Source organism: Streptomyces sp. NPDC001450 (assembly GCF_053597295.1).
The window spans coordinates 19,970-44,443 of record NZ_JBSFHY010000008.1; the positions used below are offsets into that span (position 1 = coordinate 19,970).

The 24,474-nt window shown below is 68.8% G+C and carries 19 protein-coding genes; 6 read left to right on the forward strand and 13 right to left on the reverse strand.

All coding sequences use genetic code 11. The features are described from left to right. The first annotated feature begins 166 nt into the window (after positions 1 to 166). The gene (locus tag ACWC5O_RS10645) at positions 167 to 784 is read left to right on the forward strand and encodes a GNAT family N-acetyltransferase (protein ID WP_450586044.1); all 618 of its coding nucleotides are present in this window, start codon (positions 167 to 169) and stop codon (positions 782 to 784) included. Positions 785 to 861: 77 nt separating this feature from the next. On the opposite strand, the gene trxA is transcribed toward ACWC5O_RS10645, so the two are convergent. From trxA to ACWC5O_RS10680, 7 genes are all read right to left on the reverse strand, one after another. Next, positions 862 to 1,188 (reverse strand): thioredoxin, encoded by a 327-nt coding sequence (gene trxA / locus ACWC5O_RS10650; protein WP_145878953.1) that lies wholly within the window; start codon positions 1,186 to 1,188, stop codon positions 862 to 864. A 44-nt stretch (positions 1,189 to 1,232) separates the two neighbouring features. Beyond that, positions 1,233 to 2,198 carry a thioredoxin-disulfide reductase gene (gene trxB / locus ACWC5O_RS10655; RefSeq protein ID WP_450586047.1) on the reverse strand — a complete coding sequence of 322 codons (966 nt, stop codon included), beginning with the start codon at positions 2,196 to 2,198 and terminating at the stop codon, positions 1,233 to 1,235. 171 nt (positions 2,199 to 2,369) lie between these two features. Then, positions 2,370 to 3,305 (reverse strand): anti-sigma factor family protein, encoded by a 936-nt coding sequence (locus tag ACWC5O_RS10660; RefSeq protein WP_450586049.1) that lies wholly within the window; start codon positions 3,303 to 3,305, stop codon positions 2,370 to 2,372. After that, positions 3,302 to 4,027 (reverse strand): RNA polymerase sigma factor SigM, encoded by a 726-nt coding sequence (sigM, locus tag ACWC5O_RS10665; RefSeq protein ID WP_450586051.1) that lies wholly within the window; start codon positions 4,025 to 4,027, stop codon positions 3,302 to 3,304. The genes ACWC5O_RS10660 and sigM overlap by 4 nt, the downstream gene beginning before the upstream one ends. A gap of 22 nt (positions 4,028 to 4,049) precedes the next feature. Continuing rightward, positions 4,050 to 5,747, reverse strand: coding sequence for a protein kinase family protein (locus tag ACWC5O_RS10670; RefSeq protein ID WP_450586053.1), 1,698 nt, complete (start codon positions 5,745 to 5,747; stop codon positions 4,050 to 4,052). Positions 5,748 to 5,865: 118 nt separating this feature from the next. Further along, positions 5,866 to 8,232, reverse strand: a complete 2,367-nt coding sequence (murJ, locus tag ACWC5O_RS10675; RefSeq protein ID WP_450586055.1) for a murein biosynthesis integral membrane protein MurJ — start codon at positions 8,230 to 8,232, stop codon at positions 5,866 to 5,868. A 46-nt stretch (positions 8,233 to 8,278) separates the two neighbouring features. Further along, entirely contained in the window at positions 8,279 to 10,645 is a 2,367-nt protein-coding gene (locus ACWC5O_RS10680; protein ID WP_450586057.1) for a DUF6049 family protein, read from the reverse strand. A 258-nt stretch (positions 10,646 to 10,903) separates the two neighbouring features. On the opposite strand from ACWC5O_RS10680, the gene ACWC5O_RS10685 reads away from it, so the two are divergent. Then, positions 10,904 to 12,346 carry a CCA tRNA nucleotidyltransferase gene (locus ACWC5O_RS10685; RefSeq protein WP_450586059.1) on the forward strand — a complete coding sequence of 481 codons (1,443 nt, stop codon included), beginning with the start codon at positions 10,904 to 10,906 and terminating at the stop codon, positions 12,344 to 12,346. Between the two features lie 44 nt (positions 12,347 to 12,390). On the opposite strand, the gene ACWC5O_RS10690 is transcribed toward ACWC5O_RS10685, so the two are convergent. From ACWC5O_RS10690 to ACWC5O_RS10700, 3 genes are all read right to left on the reverse strand, one after another. After that, positions 12,391 to 13,701, reverse strand: coding sequence for an MFS transporter (locus ACWC5O_RS10690; RefSeq protein WP_450586060.1), 1,311 nt, complete (start codon positions 13,699 to 13,701; stop codon positions 12,391 to 12,393). Between the two features lie 181 nt (positions 13,702 to 13,882). After that, entirely contained in the window at positions 13,883 to 14,965 is a 1,083-nt protein-coding gene (locus ACWC5O_RS10695; RefSeq protein WP_450586062.1) for an inositol-3-phosphate synthase, read from the reverse strand. 43 nt (positions 14,966 to 15,008) lie between these two features. Further along, positions 15,009 to 15,689: a helix-turn-helix transcriptional regulator gene (locus tag ACWC5O_RS10700; protein ID WP_450586064.1), complete on the reverse strand. Its 681-nt coding sequence runs from the start codon at positions 15,687 to 15,689 to the stop codon at positions 15,009 to 15,011. 363 nt (positions 15,690 to 16,052) lie between these two features. Here ACWC5O_RS10700 and ACWC5O_RS10705 point away from each other — a divergent pair, with 363 nt between their 5' ends. Both ACWC5O_RS10705 and ACWC5O_RS10710 read left to right on the forward strand, forming a co-directional pair. Continuing rightward, a complete protein-coding gene (locus ACWC5O_RS10705; RefSeq protein ID WP_450586066.1) occupies positions 16,053 to 18,713 on the forward strand; it encodes a transglycosylase domain-containing protein in 2,661 nt (886 codons plus the stop codon). A 129-nt stretch (positions 18,714 to 18,842) separates the two neighbouring features. Next, entirely contained in the window at positions 18,843 to 20,375 is a 1,533-nt protein-coding gene (locus ACWC5O_RS10710; RefSeq protein WP_450586068.1) for a glycosyltransferase family 87 protein, read from the forward strand. A 120-nt stretch (positions 20,376 to 20,495) separates the two neighbouring features. Here the strand turns inward: ACWC5O_RS10710 and ACWC5O_RS10715 are convergent, their stop codons facing one another. From ACWC5O_RS10715 to ACWC5O_RS10725, 3 genes are all read right to left on the reverse strand, one after another. Next, positions 20,496 to 21,527, reverse strand: coding sequence for an alanine racemase (locus ACWC5O_RS10715; protein WP_450586070.1), 1,032 nt, complete (start codon positions 21,525 to 21,527; stop codon positions 20,496 to 20,498). An 83-nt stretch (positions 21,528 to 21,610) separates the two neighbouring features. After that, a complete protein-coding gene (femX, locus tag ACWC5O_RS10720; protein WP_450586072.1) occupies positions 21,611 to 22,732 on the reverse strand; it encodes a peptidoglycan bridge formation glycyltransferase FemX in 1,122 nt (373 codons plus the stop codon). A gap of 179 nt (positions 22,733 to 22,911) precedes the next feature. After that, positions 22,912 to 23,229 (reverse strand): hypothetical protein, encoded by a 318-nt coding sequence (locus ACWC5O_RS10725; protein WP_450586074.1) that lies wholly within the window; start codon positions 23,227 to 23,229, stop codon positions 22,912 to 22,914. 264 nt (positions 23,230 to 23,493) lie between these two features. Between ACWC5O_RS10725 and rpsF the strand changes: the two genes are divergently transcribed. Then, positions 23,494 to 23,784, forward strand: a complete 291-nt coding sequence (gene rpsF, locus ACWC5O_RS10730) for a 30S ribosomal protein S6 (RefSeq protein WP_003956532.1) — start codon at positions 23,494 to 23,496, stop codon at positions 23,782 to 23,784. 80 nt (positions 23,785 to 23,864) lie between these two features. After that, positions 23,865 to 24,446, forward strand: a complete 582-nt coding sequence (locus ACWC5O_RS10735; RefSeq protein ID WP_450586076.1) for a single-stranded DNA-binding protein — start codon at positions 23,865 to 23,867, stop codon at positions 24,444 to 24,446. Positions 24,447 to 24,474: the final 28 nt, after the last annotated feature.

The window sequence follows — 24,474 nt, forward strand, 5'->3', positions numbered from 1 at the left end:
TGAGTGGGGAGACAGGGGCCATGCGATCGATGAGCCGCACCGGACTGGTGAGTGCTGTCTTGGGCCTTGGGGCCGTCGGCGGATTCGTCGGCAGCCTGCTCAGGGAACACAGTGCTCTGACAGCCGCTCGCGACGCAGCGGGCGAAGGAAGCGAGGAACAGCCTTCATGGGGCGTCGGCTCGTACCGCTCACGCTGGACAACCTTCAGGACCTTCCCAAGCGCTGTCGCTCGTGTGTCTTCTGGGAGCTCGACCCCGTCAGCGGCGAAGCCGCGGTAAAGGCGGGCACCTCCGCGCTGGAGAAGGAGTCCTGGATCTCCGCCGTCCTGCTGGACTGGGGATCGTGCGGCCGGGTGGTCTACGTCGACGACGTCCCCGTGGGCTTCGTCCTCTACGCGCCACCGGCCTATGTCCCGCGCTCCACGGCGTTCCCCACGAGTCCGGTCTCACCGGATGCCGTCCAGCTCATGACGGCGTTCGTCATGCCCGGATATCAGGGGCAAGGGCTGGGCCGGGTGCTGGTTCAGACGGTCGCCAAGGACTTGCTGCGTCGGGGCTTCAAGGCGATCGAGGCGTTCGGTGACGCCCGCTGGAGGGAGCCCGCCTGTCTGCTGCCCGCCGACCATCTCCTGGCCGTGGGCTTCAAGACGGTCCGGCAGCATCCCACGCACCCCCGCCTGCGACTGGAGCTGCGCTCGACGCTCTCTTGGAAGGAAGACGTGGAGCTGGCGCTCGACCGGCTCCTGGGAGCCGTACAGAAGGAACCTGCGCTGCGGCCGTTGTAGAGGTCGCTGTCAGCCGAGGGCCTCATGCGAATGGGCCAACCCATGGGGGTTGGCCCATTCGTGTTTCACGTGAAACGTCACTCGGCGATGAACTCGTCGAGGTCGCGCACCAACGCAGCCTTCGGCTTGGCACCGACGATCGTCTTGACGACCTCGCCGCCCTGGTAGACGTTGAGGGTCGGGATGGACATGACGCCGTACTTGGCGGCCGTACCCGGGTTCTCGTCGATGTTCAGCTTGACGATCTCGATCTTGTCGCCGTGCTCGGCGGCAATGGCCTCGAGGGACGGAGCGATCTGGCGGCACGGGCCGCACCACTCGGCCCAGAAGTCCACCAGGACGGGCTTGTCGCTCTTGAGGACGTCCTCGTCGAAGGACGCGTCGGTCGTGCTCTTCAGGGCCACGGTGGGCTCCTTATCTTCTGCGGTGGGGCGGGGGAAGGGGAGGGTCAGGCGGTGGCGGCGGCCTCGGTCTTGTCCTCGTCCGCGAGGGCGGAGAGGAAGCGCTCGGCGTCGAGGGCGGCGGAGCAGCCGGTGCCGGCCGCGGTGATCGCCTGCCGGTAGGTGTGGTCGACCACGTCACCGGCGGCGAAGACACCGGTCAGGTTGGTGCGGGTGGACGGAGAGGCGACCTTCAGGTAACCCTCCTCGTCCAGGTCCAGCTGGCCCTTGAAGAGCTCGGTGCGCGGGTCGTGGCCGATCGCGATGAACAGGCCCGTCACCGGCAGATCGGAGAGCTCGCCCGTCTTGACGTTGCGCAGCTGCAGACCGGAGAGCTTCTGGTCGCCCTGAACCTCGGCGACCTCGCTGTCCCAGACGAACTTGATCTTCGGGTCGTTGAAGGCACGGTCCTGCATCGCCTTGGAGGCGCGCAGGCTGTCACGGCGGTGGACGACCGTCACGGACTTGGCGAACCGCGAGAGGAAGGTGGCCTCCTCCATCGCGGTGTCGCCACCGCCGATCACGGCGATGTCCTGGTCCTTGAAGAAGAACCCGTCACAGGTGGCGCACCAGGAGACACCGCGGCCGGAGAGGGCGTCCTCGTTAGGGAGGCCGAGCTTGCGGTGCTGGGAGCCGGTGGTGACGATGACGGCCTTCGCCCGGTGCACCGTGCCCGCGGTGTCAGTGACGGTCTTGATCTCACCGGTCAGGTCGACGGAGACGATGTCGTCCGGGATCAGCTCGGCGCCGAAGCGCTCGGCCTGCGCCCGCATGTTGTCCATCAGCTCAGGGCCCATGATGCCGTCGCGGAAGCCCGGGAAGTTCTCCACTTCGGTGGTGTTCATCAGCGCGCCACCGGCGGTGACGGCCCCCTCGAACACCAGGGGCTTCAGCGACGCGCGCGCGGTGTAGAGCGCCGCCGTGTAGCCTGCGGGCCCGGAGCCGATGATGATCACGTTACGGACGTCGCTCACGGCTTGATTCCTCGTCTCTGGTCTGTGTCAGTCGACCGGTGAGGGCCCCTTTCAGAACTCTCACCCCACCCAACGGATCCTAAGGGGCGCGCATTCCCGGTGTGTCCGGGCACACGGGGATCGCACACGGTACGGATGACCGCACAGACGGAGATGAATCCCTCTTCGGACTCAGGTTCGAGGGAAGGACTGCTTGAGCAAGACCTTGCCGACGGATGCGGGGTCCTGGTGGACACAGTCCGCGTCGACGACATAGGCCGTGACCCGGGTGCTGTCGCCGCCGTCGGGCATCACGACAAGATAGGCACTCCTGCCGGCATAGGTGCCTGTCTTGGCGCCGAGGACGTCGTCGCTGCTGTTGATCGCCTGCCGGACGCAGTCGGGAACAGAGGGCTGGGTCTGGATCAGGGTGTTCGCGCTCTGGGTGGACCCGGGGCTGTTCTGTTCGGAGTCGATGCCCGAGCGCGGCCGCTGGCTGGCGGAGCCCGGCTCCGTTCCCTTCTTCGTGGTGAGCAGATCCTCCACCTGGCTCTGCACGCTGTTCCCGGAGAACACGCTGACGGCCGGTGTCGGCCGGCCGTGAGCCGTCGTGTTGGAGCCACTGCTGACCAGCGACTGGAGGACGAGGGATCCGGCCCCCAGGACGGCGGCGGTGAGCACCGCACCCAGGGCGACGGTCTTGCGGCGCCGGCCGCGCTCGCGTCCCTTCCGCCCCGGGCCGGTCGATCCGCTGGGGCGCCCGAGGGGGCGGTCCGACGGGAGCGAGGTTTCACGTGAAACACGCCCGCCGGTGCTGGCCGGCTCCTCGGACCCGGAAATGAGGAGAGGCGCCTCCAGGGCTTCAGGTGCGGTGGAGGCCAGCAGCACTTCGGCGGCGAGGGCGGCATCGATGCGCCCGGCGACGTCCGCCGGCATACGCGGCGGGCCCGGCATGGTGCCGAGCAGCCCTCGGATCTCCTCCAGCGAGGCATGCACGTCCGCGCACAGCTCGCATCCCTCCAGGTGGCGCCGTACCTCTGTGCCTCGGTCCGGCGGGAGGAGGTTTTCGGTGAGGTCGGAGATCTCGGCGACGTCCGGGTGCCCGGCCGTGTCTGTCGAGGAAGTCACGCTCGCCCACCTCCGCCCTTCACTACGGCTGAATCGCTCGGACCCGTACGTCCGGGACCCTTGTCATGAGGACCCGTCGCAGGTGGGACGGATTTCCCTTCCACCCGGTTCCGTCCCGGCCCGGGTTCCTTTTCGTCACCTGTGCTTCCGGGCCGCAGATGGGTGAGCAGTGGTAGAAGTCTGGCCCGGCCTCGGGCGCACCGGCTCTTCACCGTCCCCGTGGGTACATCGAGGATCCGGGCGGCCTCGGCCACGGGGTAACCCTGCATGTCCACGAGTACCAGAGCCGAACGCTGCTCATACGGAAGCGTGCCGAGCGCCTCGAGGAGCTGGCGGTGCACATCGTTCCGCTCGGCGGGAGCGGAGGCCGACTCGTGCGGCTCCAGCAGCTGTTCCAGCCGCTCGGTGTCGTCGATCGGAGCGGTCTTCCTGGAGGCGGCCTTGCGGGCCCGGTCCAGGCAGGCGTTCACGGTGATGCGATGGAGCCATGTCGTGACGGCCGACTGCCCCCGGAAGGTGTGCGCGGCCCGGTAGGCGGACACCAGCGCATCCTGGACGGCGTCAGCGGCCTCCTCCCGGTCCCCCAGCGTCCGCAGCGCCACCGCCCAGAGCCGGTCCCGATGCCGCCGCACGATCTCACCGAAGGCATCGGGGTCGCCTTCCACATGGCGGGCGAGCAGGTCCTGGTCGCTCACTCCGTCGTATCCGGCGCCCTCTGCCATCTGCCCCTCCCGAGTGGAGACCTCAGCTGGTCACCTTGATGTCTGCCACTCTGCCCCGCCAGTGGTCTCCCCCGTCCGAGGGCAGCTTGGTCAGCCACACCAGGAGGTATTGGGTCTTGAGGGACTTGTCGGGCTTGAGTACCACCGTCGTGCCCGATCCGCTGGCAGCCTTGGTATAGGCGTCGAACGATGTCGGTTCCGACCCTGCGTCCGCGCTGGCGGCACGGAGCTCGACCGACGTGGCCCCCACGAAGGTGACGGTTACCTTTCCGACCTGCTGGACCTTGCCGAGGTCGAGGACCATCCCGACGCCCGGCTTCAGATTGCCGAACTCCGGGCTCAGGTAGAAGCTCGTCTCCCAGTTGGTGGACGGGCTGTTGTCGAAGGCCTTCGTCGTGTCATCAGGGTTTTCAGAGTGGTCGTCGCTGAACGGGTCGAAGTCGCGGCCACCCTTGATGGGGACGGGAGTGCCGGAAGTCGGCTTCTTCGGTCCCTTGCCGCCACCGTCCTGAACCTGCGTCTTGTTGGTGTCGTCCGACTTGTCGCCCTGGTCCATCAGGGCATCCGCCAGCTGCCAGCTGCCCAGACCCAGTGCGGCGATGAGGAGTGCCGAGACCGCCCACTTCAGGGCCTTGCCGGTGCGGCTCTGCAGCGGGGGCGGCGGTGCCACGATCGGCTGCGTGGCACCGGGACGCGCTGCGGAGCGGCCGTACGTGCCCTGCTGGTACGTCGTGCGCTGGTACTCCGGCGGGGCCGTGAACGCCGGCTCCGGCGGGCGGATGCGGGGCATCTCGCCGATCGCCTTGACCAGCTCTTCCGGCGTCGTGCAGGGAGACTCGTGCCGGGACGCGGTGGCCCCGTCGTTGACCAGGGCGCGCATGGCGAGCTCGGACAGGCCGCGGTGGACCCCGGCGCGCACCTGGTCCGGGGCGATCAGGCCGATGTCCTTGGGCAGGCCGGACAGGCCGTAGGCGTCGTTCTCGTACGGCCAGCGCTGGGTCAGCGCCGCGTACAGCAGGGCGCCGATCGACTCGGTGTCGGTGCGCTGCGGGGTGTCGGAACTGATGCCGCGCAGCGCCGCGTTCACGGCGAGGCCGCGGATGCGCCACTGACCGGTGGAGGCGCGCAGGACGGCGTTCGGGTTCAGCCGCAGATGGGCGAGGCCCTCGCGGTGTGCGGCGGCCATGGCGGAGGCGACCTGACTGACCATCTGGTAGGCGTCGTGCGGCTCCAGCGGGCCGGCCGCCAGCAGCGCGGTCAGTTCGGTGGCGTCGGGCAGCCACTCGTGCACGACGTAGACGAGGTCGTTCTCCTCGACGGCGTCCAGGACCTGGACGAAGCGCGGATCGCCGAGCAGCGCGGAGGAACGGGCGGCGGCCAGTACCGACCGGGCCCGCGTATGGTCCGCGGGCAGGATGTGGACGCCGACCGCGCGACGGAGTTTCTCGTCGACCGCACGCCAGCTGCTGAATCCGTCCAGACGGGTGACGCACTCCTCGAGACGGTAGCGTCTGGCGAGTTTGTGACCGCTGTGCAGTTCTGGCGGTGAGGCCTTCTTTCCGTGACCGTCCGTTCCGCCGCTCCCCTGCCCCTCGCTGTCCGTGTCCCGCTCCGGGTTCTGGGCCACCCCGTCGGCCGTGGACTGGTCCGCCTTGGCGGTCAGCGGCTGCTCGCCGCTGTTGTCTGCCACGTCGACGGCAGCCGTGCTCCGTTCCGCCACCGTCGTCCCTGCCTCCCCATCCGTTGCGCGCTGTCCGACGCCGAAACCAATTGTGCCCACAGTCCGCCGCTATGCACGACACACAGCTGCGGACGATGGTTGTGCGCCTACCCCCGCCTCAGCGACCCAGACGCCCGCGAACCATGCCCACGAGCGAGTTGAGTTCGTCGATCCGCATCCGGCGGGCGGCCACGAAGAAGACGCCGAGCAGAACCGCACCGCCCACGACCAGCGCCGCGAAGGAGCCGATGACGCCCTGGCCGAGGGTATGCCCGATGCCGTAGCAGGCGGCACCGCTGAGCAGGGCCGCCGGCACCGAGGCGATGCCGAGCCGCGCGTACGTCCGCAGCACCCGTGCGCCGTCCAGGTCACCGCCGAGCCGCTTGCGTAGCCTCCGCCAGGCCACGCCCACACCGATCGCGTAGGCGAGGCCGTACGCGGCGGCCATGCCCGCGACCGCCCAGCGGGACGGCAGCAGGAGGTAGCAGAGCGCGGAGGCGCTCGCGTTGACCGCCGCCACGATGACGGTGTTGTAGAAGGGCGTCCGGGTGTCCTCGTAGGCGTAGAAGGCGCGCAGGACCACGTACTGCACGGAGTACGGGATCAGGCCGAGGGCGAAGGCCATCAGCATGAAGCCCATGTTGGTGGCCGCGCCGGTGCCCGAGGAACCGAAGATCAGCGTGCACATCGGGATGCCGAGTGCGAGGAAGCCGAAGGAGATCGGGACGATGGCGACAGCGGTCGTCCGCAGGCCCTGGGAGATGTCGTCGCGGACGGCGCCCCCGTCGCCCTCGGCCGCCGAGCGCGAGATGCGCGGCAGGAGGGCGGCCATCAGGGACACCGTGATGATGGCCTGCGGCAGACCCCAGATCAGCTGGGCGTTGGCGTAGGCGGCGAAGCCGGTGCCTGCGGTGCCGGAGTCCTTGCCGGCCGCGGTGGACAGCTGGGTCACGATCATCGCGCCGGCCTGGTTCGCGAGGACGAACAGGACCGTCCACTTGGCGAGCATCGCGGCCTTGCCCAGGCCGTGGCCCCGCCAGTCGAAGCGCAGCCGGATCCGGAAGCCGGTCTCGCGCAGGTACGGGATCATCGCGAGCGCCTGCACGACCAGACCGAGCAGCACACCGACGCCGAGCAGCCGCTGACCCTCCGGCGGAATGCTGGCGACGGTCATGTGGGAGTTGGCGGCGCTGCCGTAGACCCAGATGAACATGCCCAGCGTCACGATGATGACGACGTTGTTCAGGACCGGGGTCCACATCATCGCGCCGAACTTTCCGCGCGCGTTGAGGATCTGACCCATCACCACGTGGATGCCCATGAAGAAGATCGAGGGCAGGAAGTAGCGGGTGAAGGTGACGGCCACGTCGTTGGCCGCCGAGTTGGTGGCGACCGGGTTCGACAACATGCGCACCAGGAGCGGTGCCGCGAACATCGCGAGACCGGTCAGCGCGGCCAGGGCCACCATCACGAGGGTCAGCAGCCGGTTGGCGAAGGCCTCGCCACCGTCCTCGTCCTCCTTCATCGAGCGCACCAGCTGGGGCACGAAGACGGAGTTGAGACCGCCGCCGACCGTGAGGATGTAGATCATCGTCGGCAGCTGGTAGGCCACTTGGAAGGAGTCGGCGAGGAAGCCGAGGCCCAGCGCGGCGGCGATCAGTGCGGAACGGATGAAACCGGTGAGCCGGGACACCATCGTGCCCGCCGCCATGACCGCACTGGACTTGAGCAGCCCGCCGGCCTTCCCGCCCTTCTTCGGGGCGGGAGCCGTGGGTGCGGAGGCCTCCGCGGGAGCGGACGGACCGGCAGGCTCGGGAGCCGCTGCCGGGGCCGGCACCGGGGGCTGGACCGGCTGCCCGGCGGCGGGCGGACCGGCCTGGTACGGCGTCTCGGCGTACTGGTTCGCGTACTGCGGGCTCTGGGCGTGCGGCGGCGCCGGGTACGGAGCCGCGGGGCCCTGTCCGGGGCCCGGCACGGCAGCCGGGCCGGGAACCGCCGGGGGATCCGTCGGCGCGGGCGCACCGCCCTGCTGCTGGTCCCGGAAGAGGTGCGCGAAGGCGTCGGGCTGGTGGTACTCCTCGCCTGAGTGCGTCACCAGGTCGTCCACGCCCACGAACTGGGTCGTACGGGGGTCGTCACCGTACGGCAGGTACTGGGTCGCGCCCTCCGGCTCCGGCGCCGGGGTCTGCGCCCACACGTGGGGGTCGGGGGCGTACGGCGACTGGGCCGGCGGCCCGTACAGCGGCTGCTGCTGCTCGTACGTGCCCGGGGGCGGCGGGGGGTGCGCGGCACGGTCGTAGAGCGCCTCGGCGACCGGGTCCTGAGCGGCGAGATCGTGGTCCCGGTAGGGGTCCTGGTCGTAGGCGTCCTGGAGGTACATGTCCGCAGCGTGCTGCGGCGGCACCTGCCCGGGCTCGGGCGTCGGCTCGGGGTAGCCAGAGCCGGCCGCGCCCTGACCGCGGTCACCGTCGTACGGCGCGTTCATGGTTACCCCACCTCATCGTCCCGGGCCACACCGGCCACGACATCGCTCAACGGTCCACTCTCTCACCCGTCCCGGACGGGTCGGCGCTTTCCGGTGCGGTGTCCGGTGCAGGGTCACTCGGCTGCTCCGGGTCGTCTGCCCCGGAGGGGGCGTCGGACTCCTCCGGGAGACGGTCTCCGGGGGCGCCGGGGTTCCCGGGCTTCTCACCGGTGTCCTCCCCCGCGGCGTCGGGGCCGTCGTCCTCGGCCTGGCGGGCGGCCGCGCGCTTGCGCTGGGTGTACATCCGGAAGCCGGCCAGGACGAGGAGGAGCACGCCGCCGCCGATGACCAGCATGACCGTGGGCGTGACCTCGGTGACCTTCACATCGAACTGGACGGGGTCGCCGTATTCCTGGCCGTCCTCGGTGTACAGCTGGGCGAAGACCGAGACCCGGCCGTTGGCGTTGGCCGAGGTGGTGAACTTCACGGACTGGCTGTGGCCGCCGGAGACATCGACGCGCTGGTCGTAGTAGGCCTTGCCGCCGATCTTCAGGCGGGTCGGATTCGTCGAGGTGAGCCGCAGCACGAGGTGGTTCACGGGCTGGACGAGGTTGTTCTGGACGGTCACCGGGATGGTGGCGCTGCGCCCGGAGAGCTTGGTCTCGGACTTGTCGATCAGCTTGACCTGGTCGGCCAGCTCGTCGAGCCAGTTCTCCACGTCGTCCCGGAAGCTGTCCGCCTGCGTGCTGCGGCCCCGCCACGACGTGGACATCTCACGGTTTATGGCCCGCCCGAACGGGGTGACCACGCGGGACTGGTCGCTGAGGATCACCTTGAAGTTGTCGAGCTTGTCCTGCGTGCGCGCGATCTGCTCGAAGGCGGTCCTGGGCAGCTCCTGCTTGCGCAGCGAGGAGGGGTAGGCGGACGTGGAGGGAATTCGCGTGGCGGCGTCCGGGTCCGGCTTGGCCTTGGCGGCGGCGGTGAGGTTCTGCGACTGGGACCAGGTCCCGTCCTGGAGCGTCTTCAGCGCCGCCGCCATCGCCTGTGCCTGGCTAGCCGACGGCATGCGCTGCGGAGCGACGACGATGCTGCGCTGCTCGTCCGTCTGCGCGTTCACCTCCAGGCTCTGCGCCAGGAACTTCTGCACGGCGAGCGTGGCCGAGTCCGCCTTGCTCAGATCGCCTTCGAAGGCTGTGGACAGCCGTGCGTCGGCCACCACGGCAGTCGTACCGCCGCCTACGGGGCGGGCTGCGGAGGGGGTGTAGGGCAGCCCGGTGGCCTCCTGAAGGCTGTCGCTGCGGGCGATCACCCGGTCGGCACCGGCCGAGGTGGCGACCTTCATGATCGACGGGTCCACGGCGCCTTCCACCGGCCAGGCGAAGTCCGTGCTCGGTGTGACATGGAGCACGGTCTTCACGGTGGTGGCGGCGACGTCGGTGGCGTCCTTGAGATGGCTCAGCGAGCCGGTGACGCTGGTGCCGTTGTGCGCGAGGGAGGCCAGGTCCGGGTCGGCGAAGGGCAGGGCGACGACCTCCTTGCCCGCCACGGCCTTCTGCAGGCCGGCCAGCCACTGCTTGGCGACCGCCTGGTGGGTGCCGGCCGTGGTGGTGTCGCCGTCGCCCTGGATGCGGTAGTTGCCCGCCATCGCGTCCACCGACGCCAGCAGGTCCGGGTCGATCACCCAGGTGACGTCGAGGTCCTTGCCCAGCTCCAGCATCTGCGCCAGCCGGCCGCCCGGGGCGATCTCCTTGGCCAGGTCGTCGTTGAGGAAGACCGGCGTCTGCAACTCGCCGGCACGTGTCCTGGCCGTCATGTGGACCGTGGAGATCAACGGCCACAGGAACGTCGTCTTCGTCTTCGTGTCGGCCTCGGAGGCCTGCCACGGCAGGAACGTCCGCTGGATGCCGAGCGTCTGCTCCCAGGACTGTGCGGAGGTCTGGCCGGACAGGGCGACGCCGAACTCGTAGACGCCGTCATCGCCGAGGTCGAGCTTGTCCACCGGGACCGAGATGCTGAAGTGCTCGGCGACTCCCGGGGCCAGCTTGGAGAATTTCTCCTCGTACTTTTCGCCGACCTCGGTGCTGGTGCCGCCCTGGAGGTCGTCGGAGCGCCGGGCGACGCCGTCGATCGCCGCGCGCGTGTTCAGCATGGGACCCACCCGCAGGCCCACGTGGGCGCCGGTGACGGCCTGCTTGCCTTTGTTCATCACCGTGCCGGACACGGTCAGCGTGTCGCCGTCCGTGGGGGCGCTGGGGCTGAGGGAGTCCACCGAGACGGACACGGTGTCGGAGGAGGCGGCCTGTGCCGGCCCTGCGGCGGGCAGCTGGAGGAGCCCGGCCAGCAGGGGCGCCCCGGCGAGCAGTCCTCCGGTGCGCCGCAGCCACCGGCGCACAGGTGAGGCACTGGTCCCCTGGAAGTCAGCCGCCTCGGCCACGCGCTCGCCCGTCCCTCGTCGTCGTCAGTGTGGTCGTCGGAATGTGCGTCCACGCATGGTAACGAGGCGCGCTGAGGGGAAGTGCCGCGGTCTGCTCCACAAGATCGGGGGACAGTAGCGACCCGTCCTCTATATCCAGTATCGGGGGAGAGCGGATGTACGCCGTAAGCGCAGCCCTTGTGCGGTTATGGCAGTAGGCATCCATGCCCGCCTAATCGAGGCGCCCCGGGTCGCCGGGGCCACGTACCCTCTTCTGTTGTGCCGAACCCCAACGATGACAAGCCCTCTGCCCTGAGTCAGGCGCAGCAACGCGCTGTGAGCGAGCTGCTACGGGTGGCCCCCGTGGCCGACGACCTCGCCCGCCGCTTCCAGGAGGCCGGGTTTTCGCTCGCCCTGGTGGGCGGTTCGGTCCGCGACGCGCTGCTCGGCCGGCTCGGAAACGACCTGGACTTCACCACCGACGCGCGCCCCGAGGACGTACTGAAGATCGTGCGCCCCTGGGCGGACGCCGTCTGGGAGGTCGGGATCGCCTTCGGCACGGTCGGGGCGCAGAAGGACGGCTACCAGATCGAGGTGACCACCTACCGGTCCGAGGCCTACGACCGCACCTCGCGCAAGCCCGAGGTGTCGTACGGCGACTCCATCGAGCAGGATCTGGTCCGCCGGGATTTCACGGTCAACGCGATGGCCGTGGTGATGCCGGAGAAGGAGTTCATCGACCCGTACGGCGGCCTGGAGGACCTCGCGGCCCAGGTGCTGCGCACCCCCGGCACGCCCGAGGAGTCGTTCTCGGACGATCCGCTGCGGATGATGCGGGCAGCCCGGTTCGCCGCGCAGCTGGACTTCGGGGTCGCTCCAGAGGTCGTCACGGCGATGACGGACATGGCCGCGCGGATCGAGATCGTCTCGGCCGAGAGGGTCCGGGACGAGCTGAACAAGCTGATCCTCTCCGCGAACCCGCGCAAGGGCCTGAGCCTTCTGGTCGACACCGGGCTCGCCGACCACGTCCTGCCCGAGCTGCCGGCCCTGCATCTGGAACGTGACGAGCACCACCGGCACAAGGACGTCTACGACCACACGCTGATCGTGCTGGAGCAGGCGATCGCGCTGGAGGAGGGCGGTCCCGACCTCACGCTGCGCCTGGCCGCGCTGCTGCACGACATCGGCAAGCCGCGCACCCGCCGCTTCGAGAAGGACGGCCGGGTCTCGTTCCACCACCACGAGGTGGTCGGCGCGAAGATGACCAAGAAGCGCATGACGGCCCTGAAGTACTCCAACGAGCTGGTGAAGGACGTCTCACGTCTGGTCGAACTCCACCTGCGCTTCCACGGCTACGGCACCGGTGAGTGGACGGATTCGGCGGTGCGCCGCTACGTGCGTGACGCGGGCCCGCTTCTGGACCGTCTGCACAAGCTGACCCGCTCCGACTGCACCACGCGGAACAAGCGGAAGGCGGCCGCGCTGTCGCGAGCCTACGACGGCCTGGAGGAGCGCATCGGGCAGCTCCAGGAGCAGGAGGAACTGGACTCGATCCGCCCGGACCTCGACGGCAACCAGATCATGGAGATCCTGGGCGTCGGCCCCGGCCCCGTCATCGGCAAGGCGTACAAGCACATGCTGGAGCTGCGCCTGGAGAACGGTCCGATGGACCACGATGCGGCGGTGGCGGCCCTCAAGGAGTGGTGGGCCGAGCAGAGCTGAGTCTGTGGGCGAGGTCATGTTTCACGTGAAACATGACGAGACCCCTAGCGAGGGGGTGATGTTTCACGTGAAACATCACCCCCTTTGCTGTCTCGGTACGCTTCGAAGCGGGCCATGACCACCGCGACCCCGCCATAGATCAGGGCGACGAACACCACCAGCACCACCGAGCGGCCGTCCGGCGGGAGCATCAGGGCGGCCACTCCGGCAGCACCCACGAAGGCGATGTTGAAGAGGACGTCGTACACGGAGAAGATCCGGCCCCGGAAGCCGTCCTCGACCGAGGACTGGACGATCGTGTCCGTGGCGATCTTGGCTCCCTGGGTGATCAGCCCCAGGACGAAGGCCGCGACCATCAAAGGGCCTGTGGCGAACGGCAGGCCCAGCGCAGGCTCCAGAACCGTGGCCGCGCCGGAGCAGACCACGATCCAGCGGCCGGGGCCGAGCCGTCCCACCGCCCACGGTGTCACCACGGCAGCCGCGAAGAAGCCCGCGCCGGACACCGCCACCGCGAGTCCGAGCAGCCGGAGTCCGTCGTCCGGGGTCGCGGCGAGGGTGTACCGGCACAGCATGAGGAGCAGTACGAGGAGCGCGCCGTAGCAGAAGCGCATCAACGTCATCGAGGCCAGCGCCCAGGCCGCTTCCCGGCGCCGGGGCTCGGCCAGATGCCGGACGGCCGCGAGCAGATCGCGTGCGGTGTCGGCGACCGCGGTCCGCATGTGAGGCTGCGCCTGTACCCGGTCGGGGCCCAGCAGCGCGGGAGCCATGCTCAGTGAAGTCACGGCGGCACAGAGATAGAGGAGGGCGCCGAGCAGGACCACCGCGGCATCCGAGCCCGACGCCACGAGCCGTACGAGGAAGGCGAGGCCGCCACCCGCGGTCGCGGCGAGGGTTCCGGCTGTCGGAGACAGGGAGTTGGCGATCACCAGGCGCTCGGTGTCGACCACGCGCGGCAGGGCGGCCGACAGTCCGGCCAGGACGAAGCGGTTGACGGCCGTGACGCACAGCGCGGACACGTAGAACAGCCAGTCCGGCACCGAGCTGACCATCAGTACGGCGGTGGCCGCCGCCAGCAGTGCGCGCAGCAGGTTGCCGTAGACGAGGACCTGGCGGCGCCGCCAGCGGTCCAGCAGCACGCCCGCGAAGGGACCGACCAGCGAGTAGGGGAGCAGCAGGACCGCCATCGCCGAGGCGATCGCCACGGCCGAGGTCTGTTTCTCCGGGGAGAAGACGACGTACGCGGCAAGCGCGACCTGGTAGACGCCGTCGGCGCCCTGCGAGAGGAGGCGCACGGACAGCAGACGTCGGAAGTCCCGCAGACGCAGCAGGACGCGCAGGTCACGGACGACGGGCATGGAGCAAAGCCTCACATATGCCGAGGGTCCCCGGGTCACGAAACCCGGGGACCCTCACAGCCCTGGCAGGAGCGTTCTGTGCGGCGCGCCTGGCGCACCACGTCGTGCCGAGCTAGCACGCCGCGTTGTGTCGAGCTAGCACGCCGCGTTGTGTCGAGCTAGCACGCCGCGTTGTGTCGAGCTAGCGCTCGACCTCACCGCGGATGAACTTCTCGACGTTCTCGCGGGCCTCGTCGTCGAAGTACTGGACCGGCGGGGACTTCATGAAGTAGCTGGACGCCGAGAGGATCGGGCCGCCGATGCCGCGGTCCTTGGCGATCTTCGCGGCGCGCAGGGCGTCGATGATGATGCCGGCGGAGTTCGGGGAGTCCCAGACCTCGAGCTTGTACTCCAGGTTCAGCGGGACCTCGCCGAAGGCGCGGCCCTCGAGGCGGACGTACGCCCACTTGCGGTCGTCCAGCCAGGCGACGTAGTCGGACGGGCCGATGTGGACGTTCTTCTCGCCGAGGTCCCGGTCGGGGATCTGGGAGGTGACGGCCTGCGTCTTGGAGATCTTCTTGGACTCCAGGCGGTCACGCTCGAGCATGTTCTTGAAGTCCATGTTGCCGCCGACGTTCAGCTGCATCGTGCGCTCCAGGCGCACACCACGGTCCTCGAACAGCTTCGCCATGACGCGGTGCGTGATGGTGGCGCCGACCTGGGACTTGATGTCGTCACCGACGATCGGGACGCCCGCCTCGGTGAACTTGTCCGCCCACTCCTTGGTGCCGGCGATGAAGACCGGAAGGGCGTTGACGAAGGCGACCTTGGCGTCGATGGCGCACTGGGCGTAGAACTTCGCCGCGTCCTCGGAACCGACGGGCAGGTAGCAGACGAGCACGTCGACCTGCTTGTCCTTGAGGACCTGGACGACGTCGACCGGCTCCTCGGCGGACTCCTCGATGGTGAGGCGGTAGTACTTACCGAGGCCGTCGAGGGTGTGGCCGCGCTGGACCGTGACGCCGGTGTTCGGAACGTCGGCGATCTTGATGGTGTTGTTCTCGGAGGCGCCGATCGCGTCCGCGAGGTCGAGGCCGACCTTCTTGGCGTCCACGTCGAAGGCAGCGACGAACTCGACGTCACCGACGTGGTAGTCGCCGAACTGCACGTGCATCAGGCCGGGGACCTTCGACGCCGGGTCGGCGTCCTTGTAGTACTCGACTCCCTGCACCAGCGACGCGGCGCAGTTGCCCACGCCGACGATGGCTACGCGAACCGAACCCATTCCGGTTGCTCCCTGTGTGTACGAGTGAGGCCCTGAGTGGGTCTCACGTGGCGGTGTCGCCGGGCGTATCCGCCCGGGGGGTTTCCCCGGGACGGGGCAGGCCGCCCGTCGCTCCAGTTGTGGTGTCCTGCTGAGCGGACCCCCCGGATGCGGAACCCTTCAGGTCCCGCCCGGCCCGCTCGCTCTCGATGAGCTCGTTCAGCCAGCGCACTTCGCGCTCCACGGACTCCATCCCGTGGCGCTGGAGCTCAAGCGTGTAGTCGTCGAGGCGCTCCCGGGTGCGTGCCAGGGAGGCGCGCATCTTCTCCAGGCGCTCCTCCAGGCGGCTGCGCCGGCCCTCCAGCACGCGCATACGCACATCGCGCGACGTCTGCCCGAAGAAGGCGAACCGTGCGGCGAAGTGCTCGTCCTCGTACGCGTCAGGACCGGTCTGTGAAAGAAGCTCCTCGAAGTGCTCCTTACCTTCTGCCGTCAACCGGTACACGATCTTCGCGCGGCGTCCGGCGAGGGCGGCGGCGAGGGCGTCCTCATGGGTGCTTCCTTCTTCGATCAACCAGCCGTTGGCGACCAGCGTCTTGAGGCAGGGGTACAGCGTCCCGTAGCTGAACGCCCGGAACACACCCAGAGACGTGTTGAGTCGTTTGCGCAGCTCATAGCCGTGCATCGGGGACTCGCGCAGCAGCCCGAGTACGGCGAACTCAAGGATGCCGGAACGTCGGCTCATGATCGCCTCCTCTCGGTCCGCAGCGTCTTTATCTCGCGCTGATGTATCGACTCGATACATCTCGACGATAGAACGGCCTTCCGTATGCGACAAGAGGGAGGACGGTGAACGGGATCACATCACCGATTCGTAGGACGCGAGTTGCCTGTTTTGGGGTGAACTTCGGGGCTCGGCAGGTTTTGGCGGTGCGTAGTCTGTGCGGCATGCACGCCACCGGGAACCAAGTGACGCCTGGGGGCGTCGTCGTCCCCGGTGCAGTACGGATGAATGCGGAACCGACCACATCCGTACTTCGGGGGGACCGGAAACCAGCCGCCGTTTCCAGGCGCGCACGGGTGCGCCTGCCCGAGGAGTAATCGTTCGATGAGCGAGCACCGTCGCAAACCGCCGCAGCCGCAGGAAGGCGGACGTGCCGCGGCCCGACGCGGCCAGTCCGGCCCGTCCTCCGGCCGCCGTGCGGCACCGCGAGGCGCCACCGGGTCTTCCGCCGACTCCTATGGTTCCAGTTCCCATGGGTCGGACTCCTACGGCTCGGGGGGTGAGGAGCGCCCCTACGGCAGCCGTGCCGAGGCCCGTCGGGCGGCGCAGAGAGGCGGCGGCAGGCGTCGTGTCGCCGACAACGGAGGTCCGGGCGGCCGGCGCGGCGGTCCGGGCGGACCGACCGGGCCCGGGCGCGGCAGGGGCCGTGCCGCGGCACCGCCCGACAAGAAGCGGTTCATCGACTACCCGCGGGCGGGCAAGTACGGCTGGCACCGCTGGGTGCCGTCCTGGAAGCTCGTCTCGGGTCTGTTCATCGGCTTCGTCGGCGGTCTCGTCGCCATGGTCGGCATCGGCTTCGCGATGGTGCAGATCCCCAGCGAGAACATCGCCGCCCAGTCGCAGAACAACGTCTACTACTGGGCCGACAACACTCAGATGGTGGCCACCGGCACCGGAGTCAACCGCCAGAACGTCACCATCGACAAGATCCCCGAGGCCATGCAGTACGCGGTGATCTCGGCCGAGAACAAGAGCTTCTACCAGGACTCGGGTGTCGACCCCATGGGTATCGTCCGAGCCCTGGCCAACATGGCGCGAGGCGGTCAGACGCAGGGTGGTTCGACCATCACCCAGCAGTTCGTCAAGAACACCTACCTGAGCCAGGACCAGACCGTCACCCGCAAGTTCCGCGAGATGTTCATCTCCATAAAGGTGGGTGCCAAGCTCTCGAAGCCGCAGATCCTCCAGGGGTATCTGAACACCTCGTACTACGGCCGCGGTGCCTACGGCATCCAGGCCGCCGCCCAGACCTACTACGGCGTGGACGCGGTCAAGCTCACGCCGAGCCAGTGCGCCGTCCTCGCGGCGCTGCTGAAGGGCCCGACGTACTACGACCCGGCGGGCAACCCGGATCTGGACAAGTCGGCGACCCAGAAGGCCAACACCAAGCGCTCGAAGGACCGCTGGTCCTGGATCCTCGGCGAGATGCACAAGGACAAGCACCTCACCGACGTCCAGTACCAGGAGGCCATCAAGGAGTACCCCGTGCCCCAGGGCCGCAAGGCGACCAAGGGCATGACCGGCCAGATCAGCTACCTCGCCGACACGGCGAAGAAGTACGTCCTGAACCACTCCCACATCACGGAGGCGGACTTCGACCGGGGCGGCTACCAGATCTACACGACCTTCCAGAAGAAGAAGGTCACCGCCCTGACCGCGGCCGTGAAGAAGATCCAGAAGTCGCGCCTCGACCCGAAGCACCGCGACCTGGACAAGTACGTCCAGTTCGGCGCGGCGTCGGTGGTGCCCAACGACGGCGCGATCGTCGCCCTCTACGGCGGTGACGGCTACGAGAACGGGCACTTCACCAACAACGCCGACACCTCGGGTGTCCCCGTCGGTTCGACGTGGAAGCCGTTCGTGCTGGCCGCGGCCATGGAGTACGGGACGTACAAGACCGCACCCGAGGGACTCTCGCCGCTGAGCAAGTACAACGGCAACGACAAGCTCAAGGTCCTGAACCAGGACGGCAGCACCGTCCTGAAGAAGGACGGCTCGCCCTTCTACCAGCGCAACGAGAGTGACCACCGCTGGGGCTACATCACCCTGCGCAAGGCGATGGAGCAGTCCATCAACACGCCGTTCGTCCAGCTCGGCATGGACGTGGGGATGTCGAAGGTCCGGGACGTCGCCCGCTCGACCGGCATCCTCGACCAGAGCATGTCGAAGGACCTCAACCCGTCGTTCGCCATCGGTACGTCCACTCCCAGCGCGATCCGCATGGCCGACGCCTACGCGACCTTCGCGGCGTCGGGCAAGCAGGCGGATCCGTACTCGGTGACCCGCCTCAAGAAGGACGGCCAGGACCTGCCCGGCTTCGAGAAGCCCAAGCGCAAGCCGGCGATGGACCCGAACATCGCCGACAACGTCACGGACGTCCTGCAGAACGTCATCCAGAACGGTACGGGTCAGAACGCCAAGGCCCTGGGCCGTACGGCGGCGGGCAAGACCGGTACCACCGACAGCAACAAGTCGGCCTGGTTCGTGGGCTACACCAAGCAGTTGTCCACCTCGGTGGCGATGTTCCGTGAGAACCCGAAGGACCACGAGCTGCTCTCCATGAACGGCACGGCCGGCGTCGCGTCGATCCATGGCGGTGACATCCCGACGTCGGTGTGGACCGAGTACATGAAGGTCGCGCTGCAGGGGAGCAACGACCTGGGCTTCCCGGAAGCCACCGAGATCGGCAAGGTCCAGGACGAGGCGGGTGCGCCTTCCCCGACCCCGTCGGTCACCGTCACGCCGAGCCAGACGCCGGCCGACTCGCCGAGCCCGACGCCGAGCGACACGGCTACGCTCCCGTCTCCGACGCCGAGCGACTCCTGCCAGTTCGGCTGGGGCAACAAGTGTGACACCAGCGGCGGCACGGGGAACGGTGGCACGACCGGCGGAACGTCGCCCACGCCTACAGCCACCGACACCACCAGTACCGGCAGCAGCAGAGGCAATGGCAATGGAGGAATCTTCGCAGGTCCGACTGGCTAGCCAGGCAGTCTGACCGATTGGCGGTCATATCGCCCGCCAAGGGTGTTTCACGTGAAACGAGGGCCGCCGTACCCACGAGGTACGGCGGCCCTCGGCGTACTCCTGGACAGGTACGGCAGGATGTGGCCCATGCCCAGTGCAGAGATGACACCCGCGAGCGTGCACGAGCCCGAGCCCGTGCGGCCTGCCGGTGCGGAGCCGGTGCGGCCGACCAGGGAGGACGAGGTCGCCGCGGCCGGGAGTGAGCTGATCGGTGGGCCCATCGGGCGGCGCGCCCTGCTCGGGACGACCTGGTGGACCCCCGTACGGGTCGTCGCGCTCGTCGCGATCGGCATGTTCGCGCTCGGCCTCGTCCAGAAGGCGCCCTGCTATCACAGCGCCTGGTTCTTCGGCGCGAGCTCGCAGTACACGCACGCCTGCTACTCGGACATCCCGCACCTCTACCAGGGGCGTGGCTTCGCCGACGGGCTGGTGCCGTATTTCGACAAGCTCCCGGGCGACATGGACTACCTCGAATACCCGGTGCTGACCGGTGTGTTCATGGAGGTGGCCGCCTGGCTCACGCCCGGCAGCGGCACCATCCAGCACCAGGAGCAGTGGTACTGGTTCGTCAACGCCGGGATGCTGATGGCCTGTGCGGCCGCCATCGCCGTCTGTGTGGCCCGCACCCACCGCCGGCGCCCCTGGGACGGCCTGCTGGTCGCTCTGGCGCCCGCCTTCGCCCTCACGGCCACCATCAACTGGGACCTGCTGGCGGTGGCTCTGACGGCCGCCGCGATGCTGATGTGGTCGCGGGGCCGTGCCCTTGCCTTCGGAGTCCTCCTGGGGCTGGCGACGGCCGCCAAGCTCTATCCGGTCTTTCTGCTCGGCCCGCTGCTCGTGCTGTGCTGGCGGGCCGGCAAGTGGCGGGAGTTCTTCCAGGCCGTGGGCGGAGCCGTCGTCGCCTGGCTCGTCGTGAACCTGCCGGTGATGCTCTTCGCGTTCCAGGGCTGGTCGAAGTTCTACACGTTCAGCCATGACCGGGGTGTCGATTTCGGTTCTTTCTGGCTGATCTGGGCGCAGAACTCCAGCAACCCGCCCACCACGGACTTCGTGAACACCGCCGCCACCGTGCTGGTGGTGCTGTGCTTCCTGGGGATCGCGGCCCTCACGCTCACCGCCCCGCGCCGGCCGCGCTTCGCCCAGCTCGCGTTCCTGATGGTGGCGGCCTTCATCGTCACCAACAAGGTCTACTCCCCGCAGTACGTCCTGTGGCTGGTGCCGCTGGCCGTTCTCGCCCGGCCCAAGTGGCGGGACTTCCTGATCTGGCAGGCGTGCGAGGTCGCGTACTTCCTGGGCATCTGGATGTACCTCGCCTACACGACCAGCGGAGACGCTCACAAGGGGCTGCCGACGCAGGGCTACCAGTGGGCGATCGCGTTGCACCTGCTGGGCACGCTGTACCTGTGCGCCGTCGTCGTACGGGACATCCTCATGCCCGAGCGGGACGTGGTGCGCCGGTCAGGCGACGACGACCCCTCGGGCGGGGTGCTCGACGGCGCGGAGGACGTCTTCGTGCTCGGTGGGGCGGCCCATCCCCCGCGGCACGCGGCCCACTTCGACGCTCCTCAGGTGATCTGGGGAAGGCCGGAGCCGCCATCCTACGAGGACCGTTCGCTCTGAGCGAACACCCTGTCGGGTGCCCCCTCGGCACACCGTCGGGGCCCCGGTGGGCATGAAGAAGGCCGTACGCGAACATCGTGTACGGCCTTTCGCCTCGGCAGCCCGGATCGGCAGCCCGGACTAGCGGTCCACGATCCGGTCGAACTGCGTGGTGGTGTGCCGCAGATGGGCCACCAGCTCGTCACCGACCGTCGGCTCGGGGGCGTCCGACGGGACGAACAGGATCGACACCTGCATGTGCGGCGGCTCGGCGAACCAGCGCTGCTTGCCGCCCCAGACGAACGGAGAAAGGTTCCGGTTCACCGTGGCGAGGCCGGCCCGTGCGACGCCCTTGGCGCGCGGCATGACGCCGTGCAGGGCCTTCGGGGCCTCCAGGCCCACCCCGTGCGACGTACCGCCCGCCACGACCACCAGGAAGCCGTCCGAGGCCGCCTTCTGCTGCCGGTAGCCGAAGCGGTCGCCCTTGGCCACGCGCGTGACGTCAAGGACGGCGCCGCGGTACTCGGTCGCCTCGTGGTCCCCCAGCCACAGGCGGGTGCCGATGCGGGCGCGGAACCGGGTCTGCGGGAACTGCTGCTGGAGCCGGGCGAGTTCCTCGGCCTTGAGGTGGCTGACGAACATGGTGTGCAGCGGCAGCCGGGCCGCCCGCAGCCGGTCCATCCAGCCGATGACCTCCTCGACGGCGTCCGAGCCGTCGGTGCGGTCCAGCGGCAGGTGGATGGCGAAGCCCTCCAGCCGGACGTTCTCTATGGCGGCGTGCAGCTGCGGCAGGTCCTGCTCGCTGATGCCGTGCCGCTTCATCGAGGACATCACCTCGATGACGACACGGGCGCCCACGAGGCCGTACACGCCGTCGATCGACGACACCGACCGGACCACCCGGTCCGGCAGCGGGACCGGTTCCTCACCGCGCCGGTACGGCGTCAGCACCAGCAGGTCACCGCTGAAGAAGTCCTTGATGCGCGCGGCCTCGTACGTGGTGCCGACGGCGAGGATGTCCGCGCCCAGGCGCGTGGCCTCCTCGGCCAGTCGTTCGTGTCCGAAGCCGTAGCCGTTGCCCTTGCAGACCGGGACGAGCCCAGGGAACTGCTCCTGCACGTGCTTGTGGTGCGCCCGCCAGCGCGCGGTGTCGACGTAGAGCGTGAGCGCCATGGCCGGACCTGGAACCTTTCTCGTGGCTGCGGTGTGTCAGAGGTGCGAAAGCTGTGAAGCCTATGGAATCAAACGCCCGCGGCTCAGCGGCGCGACATGTAGATGTCGAGCGCCTTGTGGAGCAGCTTGTTCAGCGGGAAGTCCCATTCGCCCAGGTACTCGGCGGCCTGCCCGCCCGTGCCGACCTTGAACTGGATCAGGCCGAACAGGTGATCCGTCTCGTCCAGCGAGTCGGAGATGCCGCGCAGGTCGTAGACGGTGGCGCCGAGCGCGTAGGCGTCCCGCAGCATCCGCCACTGCATCGCGTTCGAGGGCCGGACCTCACGGCCGATGTTGTCGGAGGCACCGTAGGAGTACCAGACGTGCCCGCCGACGATCAGCATGGTCGCGGCGGACAGGTTCACGCCGTTGTGGCGGGCGAAGTACAGCCGCATCCGGTTGGGGTCCTCGGTGTTGAGGGCCGTCCACATGCGCTGGAAGTACGACAGCGGGCGGGGCCGGAAGTGGTCGCGCACGGCCGTGATCTCGTACAGCCGCTGCCACTCGGCGAGGTCCTGGTAGCCACCCTGGACGACCTCGACGCCGGCCTTCTCGGCCTTCTTGATGTTGCGGCGCCACAGCTGGTTGAAGTTCTTGTGGACCTCTTCCAGGGAGCGGTTGGCCAGCGGCACCTGGAAGACGTAGCGCGGCTGCACGTCGCCGAAGCCGGCCCCGCCGTCCTCGCCCTGCTGCCAGCCCATACGGCGCAGCTTGTCGGCCACCTCGAAGGCGCGCGGCTCGATGAAGTCGGCCTCCATGTCGCGCAGGCGCTTCACGTCCTGGCTCTGGATGCCCCGCTTGATGGTCTCCGCGTTCCAGCGGCGGATGATCACCGGCGGGCCCATCTTCACGGAGAAGGCGCCCTGCTGCTTGAGGTGCGCCAGCATCGGCTGGATCCAGTCGTCCAGGTTCGGCGCGAACCAGTTGATGACCGGGCCCTCGGGGAGGTAGGCGAGGTAGCGCTTGATCTTGGGCAGCTGACGGTAGAGGACCAGACCGGCACCGACCATCTCGCCGGTGCGCTCGTCGAACCAGCCGAGGTGCTCCGAGCGCCACTCCGCCTTCACATCGGCCCAGGCCGGGACCTGCATGTGGCTCGCCGCCGGCAGGCTCTGGATGTAGGCCAGATGCTGCTCGCGGCTGATGGTCCTCAGGGTCAGGCTCATGTCGGGGCGCTCCTCGGGCTGGTGTGTCCCCATGGGTTCAGGGGCTCCGGCTCTCGCGCCGAAGCCTACTGCGCCGTGCGAGCACCCCGACTGGGGCGTACGGCACCTTCGCCCCGGCTTCTGGCCGCCGAGGCGTTTTCACGGTGTCGGGGAAGGTGCCGGACCGACGGCCGGACGGGTCAGCCGATGAGGCCGCCGAACAGTCCGCCGTTCGCCATGCCGAGCATGAAGCCGACTCCGGAGGCACCGAGACCCAGGATCAGACCGGTCCGCTCCCGTGTGGTCTCCGAGATCCACTGCCCGTACAGGCCGGTGATGATCCCCAGCAGGCCCGTCCAGGACGAGAGCAGGTGGAGGCCGTGGAAGAAGGACGTGATGAAGGCGACCAGGCCCAGGACCAGCGTCGCCACCGTCAGGGTGTCCTGGAGCGGATGAGGCTTGCCGTCTGTGGCGAAGAAGGATCCGGCGGTGTTGGGTCGCAATGCCTGCTGTGCCATGGGGCACCTCCTGCGGATCGCGGCGCACTGTAGCGCCATACACACCCGATGTGTACAGATTGAAGGGCCCCCGCCGCCGGATTTCAACCGGAAGCACGTGTGCAGGTAGTCTGTACCGTCTGCACCGGTGTCTGCCCAGGCCGCTGCGGGGATTCCCCGAGGAGCCCCCGATTGTCAGTGGTGGCCGATACCGTTGCGTACGCATCACAACCCTCCTGCCACGGAACGACCGTGGCCGCTGAGTCCAAAGGAGGTGGGTTCCACATGCGTCACTACGAGGTGATGGTCATCCTCGACCCCGATCTGGAGGAGCGCGCTGTCGCCCCCCTGATCGAGAACTTCCTCTCCGTCGTCCGTGAGGGCAACGGCAAGGTGGAGAAGGTCGACACCTGGGGCCGTCGTCGTCTCGCGTACGAGATCAAGAAGAAGCCCGAGGGCATCTACTCGGTCATCGACCTGCAGGCCGAGCCTGCGGTCGTGAAGGAGCTCGACCGCCAGATGAACCTGAACGAGTCGGTCCTCCGGACCAAGGTCCTCCGCCCCGAGACCCACTGAGCTTTCCCGCTCAGCTGATCTCGGGATTCGAGTAGCAGCAACAAGCAGCCAGAGCAGCAAACCCGCCGAGAGGTTCCCCCATGGCAGGCGAGACCGTCATCACGGTCGTCGGCAACCTTGTCGATGACCCCGAGCTGCGCTTCACCCCGTCCGGTGCGGCGGTCGCGAAGTTCCGCGTCGCGTCCACTCCCCGCACCTTCGACCGCCAGACGAACGAGTGGAAGGACGGCGAGAGCCTCTTCCTCACGTGCTCGGTCTGGCGGCAGGCGGCGGAGAACGTCGCCGAGTCGCTCCAGCGAGGCATGCGCGTCATCGTGCAGGGCCGGCTGAAGCAGCGGTCCTACGAGGACCGTGAGGGCGTCAAGCGCACGGTCTACGAGCTGGACGTCGAGGAAGTCGGCGCCAGCCTGCGCAACGCCACGGCCAAGGTCACCAAGACCGCCGCCGGTGGCGCTCGCGGTGGCCAGGGTGGTTACGGCGGCGGTGGCGGCCAGGGTGGCGGCGGCTGGGGCGGTGGCCCCGGTGGCGGCCAGCAGGGCGGCGCTCCTGCCGACGACCCGTGGGCGTCCGGCGCACCCGCCGGTGGCAACCAGGGCGGCGGCGGCTGGGGCGGAGGCTCCAGCGGCGGCGGTGGCGGCTACTCGGACGAGCCCCCCTTCTAGGGCTCGCATCCCCACTTCTTGATCACAC